14 protein-coding genes are annotated in these 17186 nt (G+C 74.0%); 4 read left to right on the top strand and 10 right to left on the bottom strand.

The features are described from left to right. Positions 1-6: 6 nt before the first annotated feature. The 5 genes from BUE37_RS17140 to BUE37_RS17120 form a co-directional block, all read right to left on the bottom strand. Positions 7-348 carry a hypothetical protein gene (locus BUE37_RS17140; RefSeq protein ID WP_139253019.1) on the bottom strand — a complete coding sequence of 114 codons (342 nt, stop codon included), beginning with the start codon at positions 346-348 and terminating at the stop codon, positions 7-9. Continuing rightward, positions 332-1429 carry a mannose-1-phosphate guanylyltransferase gene (locus tag BUE37_RS17135; RefSeq protein ID WP_073421547.1) on the bottom strand — a complete coding sequence of 366 codons (1098 nt, stop codon included), beginning with the start codon at positions 1427-1429 and terminating at the stop codon, positions 332-334. Before BUE37_RS17135 ends, BUE37_RS17140 begins: the two co-directional genes overlap by 17 nt. Then, on the bottom strand, positions 1426-2418 hold the full coding sequence (locus BUE37_RS17130; RefSeq protein ID WP_073421546.1) for a GDP-mannose 4,6-dehydratase: 993 nt from the start codon (positions 2416-2418) through the stop codon (positions 1426-1428). Before BUE37_RS17130 ends, BUE37_RS17135 begins: the two co-directional genes overlap by 4 nt. A gap of 1 nt (position 2419) precedes the next feature. After that, a complete protein-coding gene (gmd, locus tag BUE37_RS17125; RefSeq protein WP_073421975.1) occupies positions 2420-3400 on the bottom strand; it encodes a GDP-mannose 4,6-dehydratase in 981 nt (326 codons plus the stop codon). 99 nt (positions 3401-3499) lie between these two features. Beyond that, positions 3500-4429: a glycosyltransferase family 2 protein gene (locus BUE37_RS17120; RefSeq protein ID WP_073421545.1), complete on the bottom strand. Its 930-nt coding sequence runs from the start codon at positions 4427-4429 to the stop codon at positions 3500-3502. A 102-nt stretch (positions 4430-4531) separates the two neighbouring features. Here BUE37_RS17120 and BUE37_RS17115 point away from each other — a divergent pair, with 102 nt between their 5' ends. The 4 genes from BUE37_RS17115 to BUE37_RS17100 all read left to right on the top strand — a co-directional run bounded on the left by BUE37_RS17115 (position 4532) and on the right by BUE37_RS17100 (position 11027). Continuing rightward, positions 4532-6082 carry a hypothetical protein gene (locus BUE37_RS17115; RefSeq protein ID WP_073421544.1) on the top strand — a complete coding sequence of 517 codons (1551 nt, stop codon included), beginning with the start codon at positions 4532-4534 and terminating at the stop codon, positions 6080-6082. Between the two features lie 110 nt (positions 6083-6192). Then, the gene (locus BUE37_RS17110; RefSeq protein ID WP_083628808.1) at positions 6193-7734 is read left to right on the top strand and encodes a hypothetical protein; all 1542 of its coding nucleotides are present in this window, start codon (positions 6193-6195) and stop codon (positions 7732-7734) included. Positions 7735-7837: 103 nt separating this feature from the next. After that, entirely contained in the window at positions 7838-9025 is a 1188-nt protein-coding gene (glf, locus tag BUE37_RS17105; RefSeq protein WP_139253018.1) for a UDP-galactopyranose mutase, read from the top strand. Between the two features lie 34 nt (positions 9026-9059). Continuing rightward, the gene (locus BUE37_RS17100) at positions 9060-11027 is read left to right on the top strand and encodes a glycosyltransferase (protein ID WP_073421542.1); all 1968 of its coding nucleotides are present in this window, start codon (positions 9060-9062) and stop codon (positions 11025-11027) included. 98 nt (positions 11028-11125) lie between these two features. Here BUE37_RS17100 and glfT1 read toward each other — a convergent pair whose 3' ends face one another. The 5 genes from glfT1 to BUE37_RS17075 form a co-directional block, all read right to left on the bottom strand. Further along, complete coding sequence (gene glfT1 / locus BUE37_RS17095) at positions 11126-12037, bottom strand: galactofuranosyltransferase GlfT1 (protein WP_073421541.1); 912 nt, start codon at positions 12035-12037, stop codon at positions 11126-11128. Then, positions 12034-12798: a galactan export ABC transporter ATP-binding subunit Wzt/RfbE gene (gene wzt, locus BUE37_RS17090; protein WP_245794688.1), complete on the bottom strand. Its 765-nt coding sequence runs from the start codon at positions 12796-12798 to the stop codon at positions 12034-12036. The genes glfT1 and wzt overlap by 4 nt, the downstream gene beginning before the upstream one ends. A 2-nt stretch (positions 12799-12800) precedes the next feature. Then, positions 12801-13637, bottom strand: a complete 837-nt coding sequence (gene wzm, locus BUE37_RS17085) for a galactan export ABC transporter permease subunit Wzm/RfbD (RefSeq protein ID WP_073421972.1) — start codon at positions 13635-13637, stop codon at positions 12801-12803. 76 nt (positions 13638-13713) lie between these two features. Then, positions 13714-16629: a hypothetical protein gene (locus BUE37_RS17080; RefSeq protein ID WP_073421540.1), complete on the bottom strand. Its 2916-nt coding sequence runs from the start codon at positions 16627-16629 to the stop codon at positions 13714-13716. Further along, positions 16626-17159, bottom strand: a complete 534-nt coding sequence (locus BUE37_RS17075; protein ID WP_073421539.1) for a hypothetical protein — start codon at positions 17157-17159, stop codon at positions 16626-16628. The genes BUE37_RS17080 and BUE37_RS17075 overlap by 4 nt, the downstream gene beginning before the upstream one ends. Positions 17160-17186 lie beyond the last annotated feature (27 nt).

Genomic DNA, 17186 nt, shown 5'->3' with positions numbered 1-17186 from the left:
CGGCGGCTACCCGGCCGACGCGCGCCGGCGCAGCACGAGCAGCGCCGGGCCCCCGGCCACCGCGACCGCCACGACGGCGAGGCGCCGCGCCGGCGGGTCGACCACGAGCTCCTCGGCCAGGCCGGTGGACGGCCCGGCCTCGTAGGTGCACCTCGTCCCCGGCGGCAGCCAGCTGCGGCTCGCCTCGCCGTACACCGAGCTGCCCCGCGTCAGCTCGCAGGTGCTGTCGCCGAAGAGCGACGGCGCCGCCCAGCAGGCGGCGACGAACAGCACGGACGCCAGCCACACGGCCACGCCCAGCAGCACCGGCCACCGGGCGCGCACGCGGCGCTCAGCTGAAACGGGCACCGAAGCGCTCCTCGACGGCGGCGAGGAGCTGCTTGACCCGCTCGGCGTCGGACACCGGGCAGACCATCGTGACGTCGCGGGTCGCGACGACGACGCTGTCGCGGACGCCGACCAGCGCGACCAGGTGGTCGGGCTCGTCGCTCAGCACGATGTTGCCCGCGCTGTCGAGGGCGACCGCGAGGCCGGAGACGGCGTTGTCGCCCGCGACCGCCAGCGTCTGCGCCAGGGCCGGCCACGAGCCGACGTCGAGCCACTCGACGTCGAGGTCGGCCACGAGCACCCGGCCGGGCTCGGTGGCCGCGGGCTCCAGCACCGCGTAGTCGACGCTGGTCTTCGGCAGCGTCGGGAACACCTCGGCGAGGACGGCGTCGCGCTCCGGGCCCGCCGGCGCGGCCACCACGCGGGCCAGCCCCTCGGCGGAGGCGGGCAGGTGGTCGGCGAGCGCGTCGAGCACGGTGCGCGCCCGCCAGACGAACATGCCGGAGTTCCACAGGTACTCGCCCGACGCCAGGTAGCCCTCCGCGGTGGCGCGGTCGGGCTTCTCCTTGAACGCGGCGGCCTCGGCGACGCCGGGCACCTCGGTCGCCGGGCCGCGGCGGACGTAGCCGAAGCCGGTGGCCGGGGCGGTCGGCGTGATGCCGAGGGTGACCAGCGCCCGCGGCCGCGCGGCCAGCGCGTCGAAGGCGGTGCTCAGCGTGGCGGCGAAGCGCTCGACCGGGCGGATGACGTGGTCGGCGCTGACCACGGCGAGCTCGGCGTCGGGGTCGGCCTCGGCCACCAGCGCGGCGGCCAGCCCGACGGCGTTGGCGGTGTCGCGGGCGACCGGCTCGAGGACCAGCCGGTCGGGGCGCAGCCGGGGCAGCGCCGCGCGCACCTGGTCGCCGTAGCGCGCCGCCGTGCACACCCAGATCCGCTCGGCCGGCAGCACCGCCTCCAGCCGCTCGAACGCCTCGGCGAGCAGGCTGTGCGCCCCTCCGCCGGGCTCGGCGACGACGTCGAGCAGCTGCTTGGGCCGGGCCGCCCGCGACAGCGGCCACAGCCGCGTGCCCGAGCCGCCGGCCATGATGACCGCGTGCCTCACCGGCGCGTCTCCCCCTCGTCGGCGGACAGCTCCGCCAGGTCGGTCCGGACCATCGTCGCCACCATCTCCTCGAAGCCGACCGTGGGCGCCCAGCCGAGCCGCTCGCGCAGCCGCGACGGGTCGCCGACCAGCACCTCGGCGTCGGCCGGGCGGACCAGGCTGGGGTCGGAGGCCAGCAGCGGCTCCCAGTCGGCGATGCCGACCTCGGCGAAGGCGGCAGCCACCAGGTCGCGCAGGCTGTGCGCCACCCCCGTCGCGACGACGTAGTCGCCGGCCTCGGGCGCCTCGGCGGCGAGCAGCATCGCGGCGGTGTAGTCCGGCGCCCAGCCCCAGTCGCGGCGGACGTCGAGGTTGCCGAGCACGAGCCGGTCGGCCCGGCCCGCGGCGATCGCCGCGACGCCGCGGGTGATCTTGCGCGTGACGAACCGCTCGGGCCGGCGCGGCGACTCGTGGTTGAACAGCACCAGCGAGCTCGCGTGCAGGCCGCGCTCCCGGTACATGCCCACCGACCGGTGCGCCACGGCCTTGGCGACGCCGTAGGGGTTCACCGGCGAGACCGGGGACGCCTCGGTGACCGGCCCGCCCGTGGCGCCGGCGAACACCTCGCCGCTGGAGGCCTGCACCAGCCGGACCGGCGCGCCCTCCTCCGCCCGGCGGAACAGGTGCTCCAGCAGCGCGAGCACCGCCCGGCCGTTGACGTCGAGGGTGCCGACGGGGTCGGCCCAGCTCGCCGCCACGCTGGACGCGCCGGCGAGGTTGAACACCCAGTCGGGCCCGACGTCGTCGACCAGCCCCGGCAGCGCGCCGGGGTCGCGCAGGTCGGCGGTGTGCACCGTCAGGGCGTCCCCGAGCGCGGCCAGGTGGGCGGGCAGCGGGCCGCCCGCTCCCCCGCTGACCGTGCCGTGGACCCGGTGCCCGGCCGCGACGAGCTGCTCGGCGAGGTAGCCCCCGTCCTGGCCGCCGATCCCGGTGACCAGTGCGAGCGCCACGTCAGCCGGCCAGGGCGCGCTGCTCCGCGAGGTCGTTCTCGACCATCATCTGGACCAGCTGCTCGAACCCGACCCTCGGCTCCCAGCCGAGCTGCTCCTTCGCCTTGGAGGCGTCCCCGATGAGCAGGTCGACCTCCGCCGGGCGGAGGAAGGCGGGGTTGAGCTTCACGTACTGGTCCCAGTCCTCGATCCCGACGGCCGCGAAGGCGACGTCGAGCAGCTCGCGGATGGAGTGGGTCTCCCCCGTGGCGACGACGTAGTCGTCGGCCTGCTCCTGCTGCAGCATCCGCCACATGGCGTCGACGTAGTCGCCGGCGAAGCCCCAGTCGCGGCGGGCGTCGAGGTTGCCGAGCTCCAGGTCCTTCTGCAGGCCGAGGGAGATGCGGGCGACGGCGCGGGTGACCTTGCGGGTGACGAACTCCGGCCCGCGGCGCGGCGACTCGTGGTTGAACAGGATCCCGGAGGACGCGTGCATCCCGTAGGACTCGCGGTAGTTGATCGTCATGTAGTGGCCGAAGACCTTGGCGACGCCGTAGGGCGAGCGCGGCCACAGCAGGGTGCTCTCCCGCTGCGGGACCTCCTGCACCTTGCCGAACATCTCCGAGCTCGACGCCTGGTAGAAGCGGATCCGGCCCGGGTCGTCGCCGCAGGACAGCCGCACGGCCTCGAGCATGTTGAGCACGCCCTTGCCGGTGACGTCGGAGGTCAGGTGGGCGTTCTCCCACGAGTACGCGACGAAGGAGATCGCGCCGAGGTTGTAGACCTCGTCGGGCTGCGCGGTCTGCACCGCGCGCAGCAGGCTGGAGAGGTCGGTGAGGTCACCGAACAGCAGCTTCAGGCCGGGGATCTGCCGCGCGATCTCCACCTTGGGGTTGTTCTGGCCCCGGACGAGCCCGTAGACCTCGTACCCCTTGTCGAGCAGGAGCTCGGACAGGTACAGCCCGTCCTGTCCGGTCACCCCGGTGATCAGCGCGCGCTTCATCGACTCCACTTCCTCGCGACGGTGTTCGCGCCGATGCTCGCACGACCACGGCCGGATCAGGCCCGGTTCCGGGCCGGGATCACCCGTCCGGCGGCGCGTCTACGGCGTCCGGGTCCGCCGCGCGGCGCGGCCGACGTCGTCGGCCCGGCGCTGGAACCGGGCCCCGGCGGCCACCCGGCCGCTGACGTAGCTGACCAGCATCCGGCCGCCGAGCCCGGCCCGCAGGGCCGCCCGCAGCGGGGCGTTCCGGCGGCCCGGGTACTGCCCGGCCAGGTAGCGCAGGGCGCTGGTGTGGTGCACCCGCTGCATGCGGTGCGGCTCGCGGCGGGTGGCGTGCCCGCCCTCGTGGACGACGACCGCCGACGGCGCGTAGACGTGCAGGTAGCCGGCGCGGCCGAGGCGCTCGGCGAGGTCGACGTCCTCGAAGTACATGAAGTAGCCGGGGTCGAAGCCGCCGACGGCGCGGAACGCCTCGAGGTCGACGAGGAAGCACGAGCCCGACAGCCAGCCGGCCGTGCGCTCGCGCGGCGCCTCCCGCTCGCGGCGGTAGCGCGCCGTCCACGGGTTGCCCGGCCACGCCCAGCCGAGCAGCGCGTGCCCGGCGCCGGTGGACAGCCGCGGCAGGTCGCGCGCGGACGGGTACAGCTCCCCCTCGGGGGTGCGGATGGCCGGGCCCACGGTGGCCGCGCGCGGCCAGCGGGCGGCGACGGCGAGCAGCTCGTCGACGGCGCCGGCCTCGAAGCGGACGTCGGGGTTGGCGACCAGGGCGTACCGGCCCGCCGCCCCGGCCAGGCCCGCGTTGACCGCCGCGCCGTAGCCGACGTTGCCGCCGGTGCGCAGCAGCCGCACCTGCGGGTGGCGCGCGGCGACGTCCTCGGGGACGCCGTCGGTGGAGCCGTTGTCGGCGAGCACGACCTCGACCGGCCGGGTGGTGGCCTCGGCCAGGGAGGTGACGAACCCCTCGAGCGCCTCCCCCGGGGAGTAGGTGACGGCGACGACGCGCAGCGGCCCCGCGTGCTCGGCGCTCATGTCCCCGACACTAGAGGCCGCGCTCCGGGGTCGGCCCGACACCCGGGGTGCACGGGGAACAGGGCACGCGCGACACGACGACGACCGACCGAGGGGACCAGCGTGGCCAGCAGCGCGCCGCCGACCGAGCACGAGCGCACCGGGGACGCGTCCGCCGCACCCCCTGCGGGCCGGCGGGACCGGCGGCCGGTGCTCGGCTGGGCCGCGGTCGGGGCGGTGGCCGGCGGCCTGTTCTTCCTGGTGGTCTCCCGCGCCCTGATCGACGACACCTACATCACGCTCTCCTACGTCCGGAACGTGGCGGCCGACCTGCACTGGGGCCTGATCCCCACCGAGACGGCCAACAGCGCCACCTCGCCGTTCAACGTGCTGTCGCTGGCGGCGGTCACCTGGCTGGTGTCGCTGGTCACCGGCGACGTGCGGCCGGTGCTGGGCCTGGGGATCGCCACCGTCGCGTGGTGCGCGCTGCTCACCGGCGCCACCGCCGCCACGGCACGCCGCCTGGGCCGCTCGGGGGCGTGGTCGGTGGCGCTGCTGGCCGTGGTGCTCGCCAACCCGTTCGTCAACTCCGCGATCGGCCTCGAGGTGCTGCCGATCGCCGCCCTGCTCGCGGGGCTGACCTGGGCGGCGGTGGCCGGGCGTCCCGTCGCGTTCGGGCTGCTCGCCGGCGTGCTGGTGCTCACCCGGCTCGACCTCGGCGTGATCGTCGCCGCGGTGTTCCTGCTCACCCCGGCCGTCCGCGGCTGGCGCGCGCCGGTCCTGGCGACCGCCGTGGTGCTGCCCTGGTTCGCGTTCAGCTGGACGGTCCTGGGCTCGGCGATCCCCGACACCTTCGTCATCAAGACCCTGCAGCGCTCGTTCGGCGACTTCACCTTCGCCAACGGCCCGTTCACCCTCTGGCTCGACCGGGGCGTGCTGCAGCTGTCGCTGGCGTTCGTCCCGGCGCTCGCGGGTCTCGCCGTCGCGGTCGCCCTGGCCGTGCCGCGGGTGCGCCGCCGGCACCCGGGCGTCGCCGGCCCGCTGGCCGGGCTCGTGGTGGGCGGGCTCGCCTGGTACGCGGCGTACTCGCTGCTCCAGGTGCCGCCGTACCAGTGGTACTACGTGCCGACGACGGTCGCGCTGGCCACCGCCGGGGTCCTCGGCGCGGCGCTGTTCCTGCCCGCGCCGCGGGTGCGCGCCGTCCGCCACGCCGTCCCCCTGGGCCTGGCCGCGCTGGCCGTCGCCCTGCTGGCCGTCACCTCCGGCGACCGCCCGGTGCCGTGGGACCGCCCCGTCTACTTCGGCGCCTGGGCCCTGCCCGAGGAGTACCGGGAGATCGGCGCGGAGGTCGCCGCGATCGTGGGCGGCGAGACCGTGGAGGCGCCCGGGGAGATCGGCACGCTGGCCTACGCGTGCGGCTGCGAGATGGTCGACTACTTCTCGGACCGGGGCATCGCCGTCGGGCTCGTCGAGGAGCGCACCGAGCAGGCCGGGCCGCTGATGCGCGCGCTGCTCGACGCCAACTTCGCCCGCCTCGACCGCGGCGACCGGCCGCTGACGCCCGAGTGGCGGCTGCGCTGGACGCAGGGCGCCGTGCCGGAGGGCGCGTACACCTGGCCCACCGACTCCCCCGCCACCGGACCGGCCACCATCTACCTGGAGCGGGTGCCCTGACCGGCGCGGCCCGGCCGCCCGGTCGCCTACTGTCGAGGGGTCCGACCCCCGAGGCAGCGGCGGCGGCCACCGGGACGGACCGGTCGGCTCCCGCCCGAGGAGCAGGTCCCGTGCAGACGTCCCAGGTGAGCCCGTCGTCGCCGGTGTCCCCACCCTCCCCCCGCCCCCGTCGCACGGAGCGGGCGGACCTGCTGCTGGCCGGCGGGGCCGCCGTCGTCGCGGCGCTGTGCTTCCTGCTGGTCCGCGCCAGCCTCATCGACGACGCCTACATCACGCTGTCCTACGCGCGGAACCTCGCCGAGGAGTTCCACTGGGGGCTGACCCCGTTCCGCACGGCGAACAGCGCCACCTCCCCGCTCAACGTGCTGGTCCTCGGCCTGGCCGCGTTCGTGGTCCGCGACCCGGTGTGGGGCCTCGGCGTGGTGTTCGTCGTGCTGACCGCGCTGCAGGCGCTGGGCCTGGCCCGGCTGGCCCGGCGCCTCGATCTCTCCCGCGGCGCGGCGGTCGCGGCGACGGCGCTGCTGCTGCTGTCCCCGCTGTTCCTCGCGATCGTCGGCATGGAGATGACGCTGGCGCTCACGCTGGCGGTCTGGGCGACGGTGGCCGCGGCCGAGCGGCGGCCCGTCCTGTTCGGCGCGCTGGCCGCCCTGCTGGTGCTCACCCGCGTCGACCTCGCCGTCGTCCCGCTGGTGCTGCTGCTGGCCACCCCGGGGCTGCTGCGCCGCACGCACGTCGTCCTCGGCACGGCGCTGCTGGTGGCCGCGCCCTGGTACGTCTTCAGCTGGGTGGCCCTGGGCGCGCTGGTGCCCGACACGCTGGTCATCAAGACGGTGTCCACCGGCGCGTGGGGGCCGTGGGACTTCGCCAACGGCTGGCAGCTCTACCTGGAGCGCTACCCGGCGGCGACGGTCCTCGCCGCGATCCCGGCGCTGGCCGGCCTGCTGGCGCTCGTCGTCTGGCCCTTCGTGCGGCGCCGGGCCCGCTGGGCGGGTCTCGGCCCGGTCGTGGCGCTCGGCGCCGCCGGGGTGCTGCACGCGGTGGCCTACTCGCTGCTCGCCCCGCCGCCGTTCCACTGGTACTACGCGCCCTCGGTCGGCGCGCTGACCGTCACCGCGGCCTTCCTCGGCGCCGCGGCCGCCGCGCGCCGGCCGGCCCCCGCGGCCGACGGGTCCCCCGCCCCCGCGCGGCGCCGGCCCGTGGCGCTGCTGGCCGCGGGCGTGGCGGCCGCGCTGCTCCTGGTCGACGCCGCCTTCGCCCTGCAGCGCGGCGTGCCGTGGGAGATGACGCCGATCACCACCAACTGGGCCACCGCCGAGCAGTACCTGGCGATCGGTGAGGACCTGCGCGCCGAGGTGGGCGACGACGTCGTCCGCAGCCCCGGTGAGATCGGCACGCTCGCCTACGCCTGCCGGTGCGACATCGTCGACCCGTTCTCCGACCGCGGGACCCTGCTGCCGCAGATCGACCAGCGGCAGGAGGAGGCCGGCACGGTCATGCGGCTGCTGCTGCGGCTGAACTTCGCCAACCTCGACCGACCGCCGGCGGCCGAGCCGGACCGGGCGCTGGTGTACGAGGGCGGCCGCCCCGACGGCGACTGGCCGGTGACCTCCGCGTGGCGCGGGTCGGGTTCGTTCTCCCTCGTGGCGCCCTGACCGTCACCCAGACCGGACGGGTTCGTCACATCCGTAACCGACGCCCCCGACACCACATCCGTCGACGTGGCTGCGGGCGACCTCCCGGGTACCGTCGGTCCCCGTGACCTCAGCGAGACCTGACCTCGTCGTCGTCGGCTCCGGCTTCTTCGGACTGACCGTTGCCGAACGGGTGGCCAGCCAGCTGGACAAGCGCGTGCTCGTCCTCGACCGACGTGACCACATCGGTGGCAACGCCTACTCCGAGCCCGAGCCCGAGACCGGCATCGAGATCCACCGGTACGGCGCCCACCTCTTCCACACGTCCAACGAGCGGGTCTGGCAGTACGTCAACCAGTTCACCGAGTTCACCGGCTACCAGCACAAGGTGTACTCGATCTACCAGGGGCAGACGTACTCGCTGCCGATGAACCTGGCCACCATCTGCCAGTACTTCGGCAAGAGCTTCTCCCCCGGCGAGGCCCGGGCCCTCGTGGCCGAGCAGGCCGGCGAGATCGACACCGCCGAGGCGAAGAACCTCGAGGAGAAGGCGATCTCGCTGATCGGGCGCCCCCTCTACGAGGCGTTCATCCGCGGGTACACGAAGAAGCAGTGGCAGACCGACCCGACCGAGCTGCCCGCCGCCGTCATCGCCCGCCTGCCGGTGCGGTACACGTTCGACAACCGGTACTTCAACGACACGTACGAGGGCCTCCCCAAGGACGGCTACACGGCGTGGCTGCAGAAGATGGCCGACCACCCGAACATCGAGGTCCGCCTCTCCACGGACTACTTCGACGTCCGCGACGAGCTGCCGGCCGACGTGCCGACGGTCTTCACCGGCCCGATCGACAAGTACTTCGACTACGAGGCCGGCGAGCTCGGCTGGCGCACGCTGGACTTCGAGACCGAGGTCCTGCCGATCGGCGACTTCCAGGGCACCTCGGTCATGAACTACGCCGACGAGGACGTGCCCTTCACCCGGATCCACGAGTTCCGGCACTTCCACCCCGAGCGGTCCTACCCCGAGGACAAGACGGTCGTCGTCCGCGAGTACTCGCGCTTCGCCGAGTCCGGCGACGAGCCGTACTACCCGATCAACACCCCCGAGGACCGCGCCAAGCTGGAGCGCTACCGGGAGCTGGCCAAGCAGGAGGCCGCGGAGAAGCGTGTGCTCTTCGGCGGCCGGCTGGGCACCTACAAGTACCTGGACATGCACATGGCGATCGGTTCGGCGCTGAGCATGTTCGACAACCGCATCCGGCCGTTCTTCGACGAGGGCGGCTCGCTCGACGGCCGCCTCGACGACTGACCGCTCCGACGTCGACACAGAGGACTACTCCCCCATGACGACCACCGCACCCCAGGTCGCCGACGCGCCGGTCAAGCCCGACGCCGTGAGCGAGCCGGCCGAGACCGACCTCACGCCGGACAAGGCCGTCACGCTCGTCCAGCGCGTCCTCATGCCGCGGCCGGCCGACCCGCTGAAGGTCCGCAGCCTCTACCTCGACGAGGAGAACGCGCCGGTCCGCGTGCGGCAGGACGGCCGCCACTCCGGCACGATCACCGCCGGCTCCGAGGTCTCCTTCGCCACCTACTTCAACGCCTTCCCGGCCAGCTACTGGCGGCGCTGGAGCGTGCTCGGCTCGATCGTGCTGCGGGTGACCGTCGCCGGCAGCTGCCGCATCGACGTCCACCGCTCCAAGGCCGACGGCGAGTCGATGCACGTCACCGGCGTCTCCCACGAGGGCGACGACGAGCGGACGCTCGAGTTCGAGCTCGACCTGGCACCGTTCATCGACGGCGGCTGGTACTGGTTCGACGTCACCGCCGACTCCGACACCGTCGTCCGCGAGGCCGGCTGGTACGCCCCGCAGGCGCCGGCCGAGGAGCCGCGGCTGGCCGTCGGCATCTGCACCTACAACCGCCCGGTCGACGCCCTGGCCGCCGCCCGCGCGCTGGTCGAGGACGCCGCGGTGCTCGACCGGCTCGCGCTGGTCACCATCGCCGACCAGGGCAACAACCACGTCAAGGACGCCGCCGGCTACGCCGAGGTCAAGGCGGCCCTGGGCGACCGGCTGCGCGTGGTCGAGCAGCCCAACCTCGGCGGCAGCGGCGGCTTCGCGCGCACCATGCACGAGGCCTTCACCCGCAGCGACGCCACGCACGTCGTGCTGCTCGACGACGACATCATGATCGAGCCCGACAGCCTGCTGCGGGCCCGCGCCTTCGCCGCCTACGCGAAGAGCCCGATGCTCGTCGGCGGTCAGATGCTGGCCCTGCAGAACCGCTCGATCCTGCACAGCATGGGCGAGATCGTCGACCGCGAGACGTTCTTCTGGACCAACGCGCCGAACACCGAGTACCACCACGACTTCGGCAAGGAGTCGCTGCGCGAGTCGCCGGACCTGCACCGGCGCATCGACGTCGACTACAACGGCTGGTGGATGTGCCTGATCCCCCGCGCCGTCACCGAGCAGATCGGCATGCCGCTGCCGGTGTTCATCAAGTGGGACGACGCCGAGTACGGCCTGCGCGCCTTCGCCGCCGGCTTCCCGACGGCGTCGCTGCCCGGCACGGCCATCTGGCACCTCTCCTGGGGTGACAAGGACGACGCCAGCGACTGGCAGGCGTACTTCCACATCCGCAACCGGCTGGTCGCCGCGGCGCTGCACTCGCCGCACAAGCACGGCGGCAAGCTGTTCCGCGAGATGCTCAAGGCCGACCTGCGGTTCCTGATCAACCTGCAGTACTCGACGGTCGAGCTGCACCACCTGGCCTACCGCGACTTCCTCGCCGGGCCGGAGGGGCTGTTCGGCGGCATGCCGCAGTCGGTGGTCCGGGCCCGCGAGGTGCGCGCGACGCACTCCGACGGCCAGGTGCTGCCCTCCTCGGCCGACCTGCCGCTGCCGTCCATGCCGACGGCGAAGGCGGTGCGCTTCCGCAAGATCCCGGTGTCGCCGGTGTCGATCGCGAAGACCCTGGTCAAGGGCCTGGTGCACAACGCCCGGCCGGTGGACGAGGCGAACCTGGAGACCCCGCAGCTGAACCTGGCGTTCCAGGACGCCCGCTGGTTCCTGCTCTCCCGGCTCGACAGCGCCACCGTGGGCACCGCCGACGGCCGCGGCGTCACCTTCCGCCGTCGCGACCCGGCCACGTTCCGCCGGCTGGCGGCGACGTCGGCGCGGTACCTGCGGCGGATGTCGGCGGAGTTCCCGGAGCTGCAGCGCCGCTACCAGGAGGCCGCGGGCGACCTGACCTCCATGGACAGCTGGAGCAGCGCCTTCGAGCAGTGGGGCTACGAGCGGGTGTAGCCCCCGGCACGACGACGAAGGGCCCCGACCGGAGATCCGGTCGGGGCCCTTCGTCCGTGCGGCGGCCTCGTCGTGTGCGGCGGCCCGTGGACGGCAGGTCAGGCGGGGCGGGTCAGGCGCTCCTGGCGGCCGGCCCGGGTGAGCCGGCGCCACTCCCGCCAGCCGGCCGGGTCGCGGCGGGAGACGAGGAAGAACCAGCCGAAGCGGACGGTCTCCAGCGGCCGCAGCCAGCGCATGCCGGGCTGGGCCATGAGGTAGCCGCGGTTGCGGTAGGTGAAGAACCGCTTGACCTCGTTGGCCGGGTACTGCGCCGACAGGCGCCCGCCGAGGATCGGCGCGAACTCCGTCGTCCCCTCGGGGTGCAGGTAGGCGGCCTGCGTGCAGGTGCCGAACGGCAGCCCGGCGCGCAGCAGCCGGCGGTGGATCTCGGTCTCGTCGCCGCGGAAGAACAGCCGGTAGTCGGGCACGCCGACGACGTCGAGCGCCTCGGCCCGGAACAGCGCCCCGTTGAACAGCGAGGCGTAGCTCGGCAGCAGGTCCAGGCCCGCGAAGTCGCTGCGGTGCCGCCGCCAGCGCAGCCCGCGGCGCAGCGGGAAGGCCAGCCGGTCGGGGTCGGCCATGTCGGTGACCAGCGGGCTGACCTCGGCCAGCCCGTGCCGCCGCGCGGCGTCGAGCAGGGTGGCGAGCACGGTGCCGTCGGCGGGGCGGCCGTCGTCGTCGGCGCACCAGACCCAGTCCGCGCCCAGGGCGAGGGCGTGCAGCATCCCGTAGGCGAAGCCGCCGGCCCCGCCGAGGTTGCGCTCGCTGGGCAGGTGGGTGGCGGGCAGGCCGCTGGCGGCCACGACGTCGGCGGCCGACTCGTCCGGCCCGTTGTCGACGACGACGACGTGGTCCACCGGCCGGCTCTGCGCCGCCAGCGCCGCCAGGCTCTCGGCGAGCAGCCCGCGGCGGTGCCGGGTGACGACGACGGCGACGACCCGCTCCCCGGCGGCCGGGGCGGCCGCCGTCACGCCGGGAGGCCCTTGTAGGCCCGCAGCACGTCCTCGAGGGTGCCCTGCTGCTTGATCCGGCCGTGCTCCATCCAGATGGCGGTGTCGCACAGCTCGCGGAGGAACTCGTCGGAGTGCGAGGCGAAGACGAGCAGGCCCGAGCGCTCGACCAGGGACACCAGCCGCTGCTTGGACTTCTCGAGGAACGCCGCGTCGACGGCACCGATGCCCTCGTCGAGCAGCAGGATCTCCGGGTCGATGCTGGTGACGACGCCCAGGGCGAGGCGCACCCGCATGCCGGTGGAGTAGGTGCGCAGCGGCATGTGCAGGAAGTCGCCGAGCTCGGTGAACTCGGCGATGTCGTCGACCCGCTCCTGCATCTGCTTGCGGGTCATCCCGAGGAACAGGCCGCGGATCATGATGTTCTCGAGGCCGGAGATCTCGGGGTCCATGCCGACGCCCAGGTCGAAGACCGGGGCCACGCGGCCGCGCACCTCGGCGATGCCGCGGGTCGGCTCGTAGATGCCCGACAGCAGCCGCAGGAGCGTGGACTTGCCGGCGCCGTTGTGGCCGACGAGGCCGACCCGGGCGCCGTGCTCGAGGGAGACGGTGATGTCGCGCAGCGCCTCGATGACCGGCACCTTGCGGCTGCTGTCGACGTTGCCGCCGACCAGGCCGACGACGGTCTTCTTCAGCGACCGGCTCTTGGCGTCGAAGATCGGGAAGTCGACGCACGCGTCCTTGGTGACGATGCCGATCGGACTGTTCGGGCTCTCTGACACGCTCACACCCAGTAGGAGACGCGGGACCGGTAGCGGCGCAGGACGAGCATCGTCAGCGCCCAGCCGACCACGGTGATGACGAGGACGACGATCCAGTGCCGCCAGACCTGGTCCTGGCCCAGGAGCGGTCGGCGGATGATCTCCACGAAGTGCAGGAACGGGTTGAACTCCGCGAGCCGCGCCCGCTCGGCGATCGCCGGGTTGGGGCTGTTCACGAGCTCGTCGTAGATCCAGACGATCGGCGTCAGGAAGAACGCCAGCTGCACGATGCTCTGCGTGATCGGCAGGATGTCGCGGAAGCGGGCCGTGATCGTGCCGACCGCCAGGGCCACCCAGGCGCCGTTGAGCGCCAGCAGGACGAAGGCCGGGATCGCGTAGACGACCGTCCACTTCAGCGGCTGGGGGAAGACCACCAGCATCACGACGTAGACGAGCAGGTTGTGCGCGAAGAACAGGATCTGCCGCCACACCAGTCGGTACACGTGCACCGACAGCGGCGAGGGCAGGTGCTTGATGAGGCCCTCGTTCGCGATGAAGACCTCGGAGCCCTCGTTGATGCAGCCGCTGATGAAGTTCCAGACGACGAAGCCCACGAGGACGTGCGGGAGGAGCCGGGCCAGCTCGATGTCGAACAGGCCCGAGTACAGGATGCCCAGCGCGATGGCGGTGACCGCCATGCTGATCGTGATCCACACCGGTCCGAGGACGGATCGGCGGTAGCGCTGGCGGATGTCCTGCCAGCCGAGGTGGCCCCACAGTTGGCGCTGCCGCCACCCGTCCGACAGGTCGTCGACGGCCCTGCGCCAGCTGCGCACGCCGGGGGCGGCCGTCGCAGTCATGGCGACCACGCTACCTGTGGACGCAGATCGCCCCGGGGAGCGCAGTGCTGCCCCGGGGCGACCCGTCCGTCACATCTCAACGGGGTTGCACAGTCGCCTCACCCGTCGCGCCGTTCACCGTGATCGTGCCGTTCTGGAAGGTCTGCCGGGTGCCGCCGGCCACGGCCTGCGCGTCGCCGGTCGGGTAGCCGAGGCGGCCCTGCTCCCAGCCGGTGGCCCCCCACGCGTCGAGCACGGCGCCGCGGACGACGCGCGTCCCGCCCGCCGGGCTGCTGTAGACCGCGCCGCCCTGGAAGTAGGCGTAGCGGCCCTGCCCGTCGGGGGTGACGGTGACGTCGGTCGTGGGGAAGCGGAGGACGCCGGTCTCCCAGCCGCCGCGGGCCCAGGCCTCGAGCACCGTGCCGTACAGGAAGTGGGCGCCGGTGGCCCGCGTCCGGTAGACCGACCCGGCCTCGAAGTGCTGGTACTCCCCCAGGCCGTCCGGCGTCGTCCGGACGTCGGCGACCGGGTAGCCCAGCGGGCCGCGCTCGAAGCCGCTCAGCGCCCAGGCGTCGCGGAACGCCGTCGGCAGGACCCGCGCACCGCCGGTGGCGGTCGAGTAGATCGAGCCGCCCTCGAAGTGCTGGTAGGTGGCCTTCCCGTCCGGGGTGCGCCCGGTGTCGGAGACCGGCACGCCGAGCGTCCCGGCCGGACCGCCGGCCGCCTGGTAGGCGCCCGCCAGCGCGGCCTGCACGGAGAACCCGCGCCCGCCGGAGACGTAGACGGTGCCGCGCTCGAACGCCTGCGACGTCACGCCGCCGGCCGTCTGGGCCGCCCCGGTCGGGTAGCCGAGCGAGCCGCCCTCCCAGCCGCTGCGCGCCCACACCGCGACGACCGCCGTCGGCAGCACCTTGGGGCCGGTGGCGGTGACGTAGACCGACCCGCCCTGGAAGTGCTGGTAGGTGGCCTTCCCGTCCGGGGTGCGCCCGGTGCCCGAGGTGGGCAGGCCCAGCGCGCCGGTGGGACCGCCGGCCCCCTCGTAGGCGGCGACCATCGCGGTGAGGACGGCGTTCCCGCCGCTCTCCCCGGCGTACACCCGGCCGCCCTCGAACTGCTGCGTCGTCACGCCGCCGGCGGTGGTCGCCGCGCCGGTCGGGTAGCCGAGCGGGCCGCCCTCCCAGCCGCTGCGGCCCCACGCGGCGACGACCGCCGTCGGCAGGACCTTCGCCCCGGTGGCGGTGACGTAGACCGAGCCGCCCTGGAAGTGCGCGTACCGCGCCTTGCCGTCCGGGGTGGTGCCCACGTCGCTGGTGGGCAGCCGCAGGGCGCCGGTCTCCCAGCCGGTGGCGGCCCAGGCGTCGAGCACGTCGCCGGCGAGCCGGCGGGCACCGGTGGCGGCCGACCAGTAGATCGAGCCCTCCTGGAAGTGCACGTACTGGGCGGCGCCGTTCGGGGTCGTGGCCTGGTCGGTGACCGGGTAGCCGAGCGGGCCGTTCTCCCAGCCGGTCGCCGCCCACTTGGCGTAGACCTCGCCGGCGATCACGCGGGCGCCGGTCCCGGCCGTCGCGTAGATGGAGCCGGAGCGGAAGTGCGCGAAGCTGCCCTCGCCGTCGGGCGTGGTGGCGACGTCGGAGACCGGCAGGCCGAGCGGGCTGGTCTCCCAGCCGCTGGCCGCCCACCGGTCGTAGACGGCGCCGGAGAGGACCCGCGCCCCGGTGGCCGCCGACCAGTAGATCGAGCCGCCCTGGAAGTGCACGTACTGCGCGGCGCCGTTCGGGGTGGTGACCTGGTCGGTCACCGGGTAGCCGAGCGGCCCGCCCTCGTAGAACCTGGTCCCCCACTTGTCGCGGATGGCACCGGCGACGAAGTGGGCGCCGCTGTCCGGCGACCAGTACAGCGAGCCGCCCTCGAACGCCTGGAAGCAGCCGCCGCCGGCCAGGCCGCACATGCCGTCACCGGTCGGGTAGCCGAGCGGGCCGGCCTCCCAGCCGTAGGTCGACCACTTGTCGCGGACCTGGCCGAGCAGGACGATCCGCGCGCCGGTGGCCTGCGACCAGTAGATCGAGCCCTTGGCGTAGTTCTGGATGCAGCCGCCGTTGCGCAGGCCGCACTGCACGTCACCCGTGGACGCGCCCAGCGGGCCGGACGCCCCGCCGCTCGCGGCGTAGCGCGCGGTCACCTCGCTCGCGCCGGGGACCTGCGTGGAGCCGAACCAGTTGGTGTACTGGAACCAGAAGTTCCGGTTGCCGTAGCTCGAGCAGCTGTCGCCTCCCCTCGGGTAAGCGGCCAGCGACGCCGCGTTGGGCTGGTAGGGCGTGTAGTTGTACAGGCCCACGGTGGCCTGGTTCTCCAGGAGGACCGGCGCGCTACCGCACGAGGCGGTGGGGCTCCACTGGATGTTGACCGTGGTGCCGACCCGACGGCCGAGGTAGCCGGGGTTGGCGGCATACCACTTGTAGCGCGAAGCAGCGCTGTAGACCTGGTTGAACAGGTGGGCGTACCTCGGGTCGCAGTCTGCGGTGTCCGGACAGCCGTATCCCATCGCCCGCTCGTAGCGGCGGCCGGTCAGGTCGTTGCCGCTGAGGGTGACCAGTCCCTGCTCCTTCTGCAGGATGACCAGGAGCACCTTCTGGCTGACGCCGCAGGCCTGGCCGACCTTCGCGATGATGGTCGCCGCGGTCTCGGCAGGGGCGCCGACGTAGGTCCCCGGGCAGTACGCGTCGGCCGGACGGGTGTACGTGTCCTGGCGGGCGTTCTTCAGGCACGGCGTGCCGTCGGATGCCGCCACGCAGTTCGGGTTCCTCTGGTTGAGGAACGTCTGCACCGCCGCGGCCGACATCGCGTTGCCGTCGAAGAACAGCTGGTCGCTGATGATGTTGCCCGGGCGGAACTGGCTGGGGTCCGCGGCCTCCTCGAGCCGCGGCGAGGACGAGCCCGTGAGCACGCCGGCCAGGACGGCCGCGCCGCAGACCGCGGTCAGGAGGGCGACGAGGACCCGGCGGGCGGAGGTCACTCCGGCACCTCGACGTCGTACGGGGCCGACTCGCCGGACGCGCTGCCGGACTCGTACTGCAGGACGACCGACCACGTGCCGGGGCTCAGCTCCTCGCCGGGCAGCACCAGGCGGTCGCACACCGTGGTGGTGGCGTCGGCCATGCCGTCGACGGTCGCCCGGACGGTGGCGCCGTCGCGCGAGACCAGCAGCGTGCAGGTGCCGCCGTCCTCTACCACCGGGCTGACGAAGCCGTAGGCGAAGAGCGCGGCCTCGGCCGGGTCCCAGTAGGCGTTCGAGATGGCGACGCTGGTGTCCTCCACCGGCGCGTCGGTGACCACCGGCTCGCCCGCCTCCTCCTCGGCGGGAGCGTCCGTGACCTCGGCGGTCTCCTCGTCCGGCGCGGAGGGGCTCTCGGCGGCGGCGCTCGTCGCCGACGACGACGCGCCGGCCTCGTCGGTCCCCTCCTGCGACGAGCAGGCGGGCAGGGCGCACACCGCGGCGAGGGTGACCGCCGCGAGGCTCCGACGGGCGGTGGTGGAACGGGTCATGACGGGTCTCCTCCGCGCCCCGGCCGG

This window comes from Geodermatophilus nigrescens (genome assembly GCF_900129495.1).
Taxonomy (GTDB): Bacteria; Actinomycetota; Actinomycetes; order Mycobacteriales; family Geodermatophilaceae; genus Geodermatophilus; species Geodermatophilus nigrescens.
This window is presented reverse-complemented; position numbering and strand designations above follow the sequence as displayed.

Bases quoted from the DNA above. Each gene is read 5' to 3' on its own strand.
- BUE37_RS17075 (WP_073421539.1), bottom strand. From the start codon at position 17,159: ATGACCCGTTCCACCACCGCCCGTCGGAGCCTCGCGGCGGTCACCCTC.
- gmd (WP_073421975.1), bottom strand. From the start codon at position 3,400: ATGAAGCGCGCGCTGATCACCGGGGTGACCGGACAGGACGGGCTGTAC.
- BUE37_RS17100 (WP_073421542.1), top strand. From the start codon at position 9,060: ATGACGACCACCGCACCCCAGGTCGCCGACGCGCCGGTCAAGCCCGAC.
- wzm (WP_073421972.1), bottom strand. From the start codon at position 13,637: ATGACTGCGACGGCCGCCCCCGGCGTGCGCAGCTGGCGCAGGGCCGTC.
- BUE37_RS17120 (WP_073421545.1), bottom strand. From the start codon at position 4,429: ATGAGCGCCGAGCACGCGGGGCCGCTGCGCGTCGTCGCCGTCACCTAC.